Consider the following 5,776-nt stretch of genomic DNA (forward strand, 5'->3'; position numbering starts at 1 on the left):
GCCGCGCACCCCGACGACTTCGAAGCGGCGCTCGCCGCCTACGAAGAGGCGCTATTCCCCCGCAGTGAAGCCTTCTACGCCGACGCCCACGAGATTCTGGACCTCTGCCTCGGAGAGCGTGCACCGTTCGGACTCATCGACCTCTTCAACGGTGACACCCAGAGCCGGCACGGGACACGCGAGCAGTCCTGAGCCACACCGCCGACTGGCCTTGTGCCATCGCGAGCTGCACTCTCGGGCACGCTGGCACAGGGCCGTGCTTCCCATGAACGACCGATTGTGCGAGATCAGACCGTCCGCGAACGGCCTGAAACGTCCCCGCTGCGGTGAACGCCTTGGTGATCGGCGCGATGAGCGAGGCGAAGCGGCGGGCACCTGCGTTGCCGAGCGGCGCCCACAGCGCGGCGCAGTGCTCGTCTGTTTCCACTTCGATGTGCTCGCGTGCTGCGCTGCCGGCGTCGGTGACCACAGCGTTGGAGTCGGGGTCCGAGTAGGAGCGGACCAGGAAACCGGTATTGCTGTCAGAAGTTTTGACAGGCCGTGATCCGGGCCGTCAGGTCGGCTTCCCCGGCTTCCCATCTGTCGTCAAACGAACGAATGACGACAGGCGCGACAGGCGTCCAATGAACCCGGACTTTCCGAGGCCCGATGGCGGCGCGGATCCAATCAGATCCGATGGAAGCTGATGACAGGGTTTGCTGACAGCCGGGGTCGAATGCGACCACCACAACGGGGAGCGGCACGGCCAACCTGGTCTACAAGCGGGTCTCGACCGACCAGCAGTCGACCGCCCGGCAGAACCTCGTCCTCGCCGAGGCCGACATCGAGCAGCCGGTCACGTTCGAGGAGGAAGGCGGCACCTCCAGCCGCCTCCATCCTCTTGAGCGCCCGAAGTTCGGCGAGCTGCTCACTTACGCGCGGCCGGGCGACACCGTCCACATCTCCGAGAATCTCCGCCTCGTGCGCGGCACCCAGCACATCCTCGACGTGCTCGACGTCCTCCACCGCGACCGCCTCGCCCTGCGCATCCACGACGGCGCGTTCTCCGCCATGGACCTCACCGCCCGCCACCCGCGCACCGGCGAGCTGCTGTCCACCGTTAAGTTCATGGTCCAGACCCTCGCCGCCGGCGAACTCCAGCGCGACCTCCAGCGCGAACCGACCTACGACGGACTGCGGGCCGCCGAGGCCGAGGGCAACAAGGGCGGCCGCCGACCCACCATCCCGGCCGCGAAGACCGACACCGTCCGCACCGCGTACCTGGAAGGCCGCTCCATCGCCGACCTCGCCCGCGACCACGACGTCAGCCGCGGCGCCATCCGTACCGCAGTCGCCGACCTCCTGCCCGAGTACACAGTCGCCGACCCGGGCACCCCGGCCCCGGAACTGCCGGTCGTCCTCGACATGCCGGGCAAGGTCGCCGACTTCCTCCGCAACACCGACCTGGAGCCCGCCGAGCGCGCCGTCCTCGACCAGGGCGTGACCGTACGACGCGGCCAGGGCTACACCCTGCGCGTCACCGCCGTCCTCGCGGTCCACCGGCGACTCCTCGACCTCTGCCAGCTGCTCGACGGCACCGCGGCGCTCCCGGCCCAGCGCAAGGCCCGCCGCGAATACGCGAACCGCGTCAACGCCCTCGATCAGTAACCAAGATCATCCCGTGGCGGGTTTCTGGCGTGTCTGGGTCATGCCCCTGTGACAGTCCGCCGCAGTCTTGGCACCGGCCCTCAGGCTTCCGCGCAGATCCGCGCCGCCCAGGCCGACCTTCTCGACTCCCTGCCCTGCTTCCGCCTCCCCGACCTTGACGCGTTGCGAGCCCGTGGAATCCTGGGGACGCACCCGGCGTCGTCCCCGGCTCTGCGGCGGAGCCTTGGTACCGGCGACCGCGCCCGACGAGGAACCGCCCCACCTCGTCGCCGATGCCTCGCCACCCCCATACGCCCCGCCGCCTACTGGAAGCGGCTGCTAGTGCTGTGACGGGGTGGCTCACCGCTCCGCCGCAGGAACGCGCACCCGCAGGAGCGCCCCGGCTGCCTCGTCGAGATGGGCCCGCCCCTCGAACAGCTCAATCACTTCATGCAGGGGATATGGGTCTGGCATATTCTCAAAATGATCACAGATTGTAATCATCTATCACGTTGAGCAATGAACGTTCCGTGCCGATCCCCCGGCCCTCTGGAGAGCACATGGTCACATACGCCGCGCCCACAGCCATATCCAAGGCAGTGGCCGCCATGAGCGAAGCCGTCTTTCCGATCACCGAATCGTTCAAGGGCGGCTCCACCAAAAACTCACACTGGGAGTTCGACGGCACCGCAGACCTCACCCCGGGGCCCAACGGGGCTCTGCAGCTGACGTCGGACTCGGGTAACCAGGCCGGCACGGCCTACCTCAACCAGGCGTTCAGCTCCGAGCTCGGCGTCAGCATCGAGTTCGACTACGCCTGCTACGGCGGTGGCAGCGCCGACCTCGGCGACGGTTTCTGCTTCTACCTGATCGATGGAGAGGAGACGACGGCGGCCGGGGCCTACGGTGCCGCGCTCGGTTACTCCTCCACCAACGGCCTGCCGGGGGTCACCGCCGGGTACGTCGGCATCGGCTTCGACAACTTCGGCAATTTCGCCTCGCCTCTGGCTGGACCCCACGGGCCGGGGCGGACGCCCTGCACCCTCGGGGTACGCGGCTCCGGCAGCGGACGGAGCGGGTTCCGCTGGCTGTGCGGCGAAGAGGTCCCCGGCGGATTCCAGGCAACGTGGGACAAGCAGGCCCATGTACAGATCAGCATCATCGGCGGGCTGCTGACGGTACGGCACTTCACCGACTCCGACCGCAGCGGCCTCGTCCTCATCAAGGAATTCGACCTCGTCACCGCCCCCGACCAGGTCGACCTGCCCAAGAGCTTCAAGCTGGGCCTGGCGGCCAGCACGGGCGCCGCCCGGGCGACTCACCTGATCCGAAACCTTCATGTGGCACTGCCCGCCGACATGCTTCTGGAGATGAAGGGTGAGCCTGAACAGGTCGAGGCGGGCGGGCTGCTGACCTACACCATCAAGGTCTGCAACAACGGGCCGAACAGGGTCACTGACGCGGAGGTCCTCGGCACCATCCCCACCGAGTTGGCCGACCGGACGCTGCACTGCACCACGGAGGGCGGTGCCACGGCGGGCAAGGGCCAGGTCGACAACGGGCTGCACCAGCCCCTGGACCTCCCCAGGGACAGCAGCGCCGAGATCATCGTGACCGGCATCGTCCACCCCGACGCCGCGGACGGCACCCTCAGCAGCACCACGCAGATCAAGTCCCCCACCTGTGCGAACACCGCCGCCAACCAGTCCGACACCGTCAACACGCGAGTGAGGGCCAAACGCCTCACCCCGGTCTGCGGCCAGGTCCCGGCTCTCAAGGGGACAGGCACCTGGACGCAAGGCGGCGACGCGGGCATCGTCTTCGTCAAAGTCGACACAAGCCACGCCGCCTTCAAGGAGACCCCGATCTACGTCGCCTCCGTCGCGGGCGAGAAGCTCGTGGCGAACCTCGGCGCCCCCGGGATCTACGCCAGGCGCCCCGACGGCTTCACAGTCGGCCTTCGCTGGACCGACTGGTCGGACCTGAGCGTGGACCAGGCGGTGAAGAACGGCTTCCGGCTCCACTGGATGGCCTGCCCGCGAAACGCCCCAGGCATTGCCTGCGGCCAGACCAAACCCGACGCCTGGGAGCAGTCGGAGGAAGACTCCCGGATCATCCTGGTCAACGTGGACACCAGCACAGCGGGCTTCACCGAGACGCCCGTCTTCATCGCCTCCGTCGCGGGAGACAAGCACACGGCCAACCTCAGCACCGTCGCCGTCCACAACCAGACCAAGAACGGATTCACCGCCGCCATCCGCTGGAGCAACCAGAGCAGTCTCGACCCGCAGACGGCACGGGACAACGGCTTCCGGCTGAACTGGATCGCCGTCGCGCGCAACGCCGAAGGGATCGTCTGCGGCCAGAGCGACATCGGCACATGGGATCAGGGGGACGACACGGGCATCCTCTTCACCAAGGCGAACACCAGTGGGGCTTACTTGCCGGAGACCCCGGCGTTCATCACATGCGCCTCGGGCAACTCCAAGGTCGTCGAGCTGTGCAACCCCGGCATCTACGGAGGCGACCACCGCGGCTTCACCGCCGGGGTCCGACGCAGCGACAAGGCTGCCCTGCCTCCGGAGTTCGCCAAGCAGAACGTCACCGTGAACTGGATCGCCTGCCCGCGCCACACGTGACGCACGGCACCACCGGCCATTGACTCGCCGGTGAGGTCCGCACCCTCGGGAAGGTCGATCGCAATCAGGCCCAGATCATGGAGCTGCTGACCCAGCTGATCAAGCGGAACCCCAACGCCGGCTGATCTTCCTACGATTGCGGCCCGAGCATCTGCGTGCTTGGGCCGCAACCGTATACGTACCGGTCAGACGCTCGCTCGATGGATAAAGGCGCGACTGCGCCCTGACCCGGCCTCGTCCAGGCGCTGCATGCTGCGGCCGTCGGCCCACGAGTCGGCTTGCCGCGAGACCTACTCAAGCGACAAGGGCGGGTTCCGTGAGGGGGCAGCATCCCCCCGCCACCGTCATGCGCCTGCTGCGCGAGCACGATGAGCAGACAGCCGCGGACGCGGTGACCGCAGGCGCCAGACCAGCCCGGACCCCTCATAGGGCACAGGTGCGGTCCGCCGGAGGGAGGGGGATGCCGGGAAGGCCAATACCGCCCGAAGGAGGATATTCATGTCGATTGTCGACAAGCTCAAGGGATGCTTGGTCAGCACCCGGACAAGGCCAAGGAGGCCGTTGATCGCGGGGTAGACATGGTCGACGAGCGAACAGGGAGCACGTTCTCCGACAAGGTCGACATGACGCAGGAGAAGGCCAACGAGTTCATCGACCGCGACATGCCGCAGCAGTCCTGACCCCTCCCTACGACCCAGACCCGCACCCCCGGGCCACGCGCGGGTCAGGCGAGGCCGATCTGCTGGTAGAAGGTCAGGTTGTCCCAGAAGAGGAACTCCTCCTCCATCACTCCGTGCTTGTTCCAGATGCCGACCGTGGCCATGTTGATGGAGAACTTCTTGCCCGTCGGCTGGATGAAGCCGCCTTTGCCGTCCGGCATGGGACGCGTGAAGGTGCCCTGCATGACGCCGGTCACCGAGGTCAGGTTGTCCTTGGCAATGCGGATCGGGTGTTCGGTGATGCGCGTGTCCGGCGCCCAGACGAACTGGCTCTTCATATCGGCGATGTGCCGGTCGATGCCGTCCGTGTAGTGGCCGTCGGGCCAGTGGACGCGGATGTTCTGTGCGTGGCTCTCACCGAGCCGGTCCCACTGCTGACCGGAGTAGACGACGAAGTCCAACTCGTCGAAGACCTCAAGGTGCTTGCGCTCCGTATGAGTCAGGTTGGTCGGCCAAAGCGACTCGGCCTGCGGGGTGGAGGCCGGGTCGCCGAGCACTTCCCGGTCGCCCGTGGCCGCGGTGGCCAGGTCGGTTCCGCTGGTTACTGCGGTGATGGCGAGGGCGCCCAGGGCAGCGGCGCCTCCACCTCGGAGGACGTTGCGGCGGTTGATCATGTCGATTCCTTTCTGCAGGATCACGTCGGGGAGGGGGTGAGGCTCAGAAGACATAGGGGCCGAAGCGGCCCCAGGCCACAAGAGCGGCCAGGAGGAGCAGCACCAGACTGACCGGGACCGCCTTCGCCTCCTTGCGGCGCACGTGCACCGCGGCGGCGCCCAGCATGGTCGCCGTGAG

At 67.4% G+C, this 5,776-nt stretch carries 5 protein-coding genes and 2 pseudogenes; 4 read left to right on the plus strand and 3 right to left on the minus strand.

Annotated elements, in window-relative coordinates; all coding sequences use genetic code 11:
- Positions 1 to 192, plus strand: a pseudogene (locus AB0H32_RS46300) (FAD-dependent monooxygenase); the annotation flags it as partial.
- A gap of 97 nt (positions 193 to 289) precedes the next feature.
- Here the strand turns inward: AB0H32_RS46300 and AB0H32_RS46305 are convergent.
- Positions 290 to 481: pseudogene (locus AB0H32_RS46305) on the minus strand (hypothetical protein); the annotation flags it as partial.
- A gap of 269 nt (positions 482 to 750) precedes the next feature.
- Here AB0H32_RS46305 and AB0H32_RS46310 point away from each other — a divergent pair.
- The 3 genes from AB0H32_RS46310 to AB0H32_RS46320 all read left to right on the plus strand — a co-directional run bounded on the left by AB0H32_RS46310 (position 751) and on the right by AB0H32_RS46320 (position 4,945).
- Positions 751 to 1,647 carry a recombinase family protein gene (locus AB0H32_RS46310; RefSeq protein ID WP_361135143.1) on the plus strand — a complete coding sequence of 299 codons (897 nt, stop codon included), beginning with the start codon at positions 751 to 753 and terminating at the stop codon, positions 1,645 to 1,647.
- 539 nt (positions 1,648 to 2,186) lie between these two features.
- Positions 2,187 to 4,265, plus strand: a complete 2,079-nt coding sequence (locus AB0H32_RS46315) for a hypothetical protein (RefSeq protein ID WP_361135135.1) — start codon at positions 2,187 to 2,189, stop codon at positions 4,263 to 4,265.
- A 524-nt stretch (positions 4,266 to 4,789) separates the two neighbouring features.
- Positions 4,790 to 4,945, plus strand: coding sequence for an antitoxin (locus AB0H32_RS46320; protein ID WP_361135138.1), 156 nt, complete (start codon positions 4,790 to 4,792; stop codon positions 4,943 to 4,945).
- Positions 4,946 to 4,989: 44 nt separating this feature from the next.
- Here the strand turns inward: AB0H32_RS46320 and AB0H32_RS46325 are convergent, their stop codons facing one another.
- Both AB0H32_RS46325 and AB0H32_RS46330 read right to left on the minus strand, forming a co-directional pair.
- A complete protein-coding gene (locus AB0H32_RS46325) occupies positions 4,990 to 5,598 on the minus strand; it encodes an ester cyclase (protein WP_361135140.1) in 609 nt (202 codons plus the stop codon).
- Positions 5,599 to 5,641: 43 nt separating this feature from the next.
- Positions 5,642 to 5,764 (minus strand): hypothetical protein, encoded by a 123-nt coding sequence (locus AB0H32_RS46330; RefSeq protein WP_361135146.1) that lies wholly within the window; start codon positions 5,762 to 5,764, stop codon positions 5,642 to 5,644.
- Between the last annotated feature and the right edge of the window lie 12 nt (positions 5,765 to 5,776).

The organism is Streptomyces sp. NPDC020362, from assembly GCF_040642095.1.
Lineage (GTDB): Bacteria > Actinomycetota > Actinomycetes > Streptomycetales > Streptomycetaceae > Streptomyces.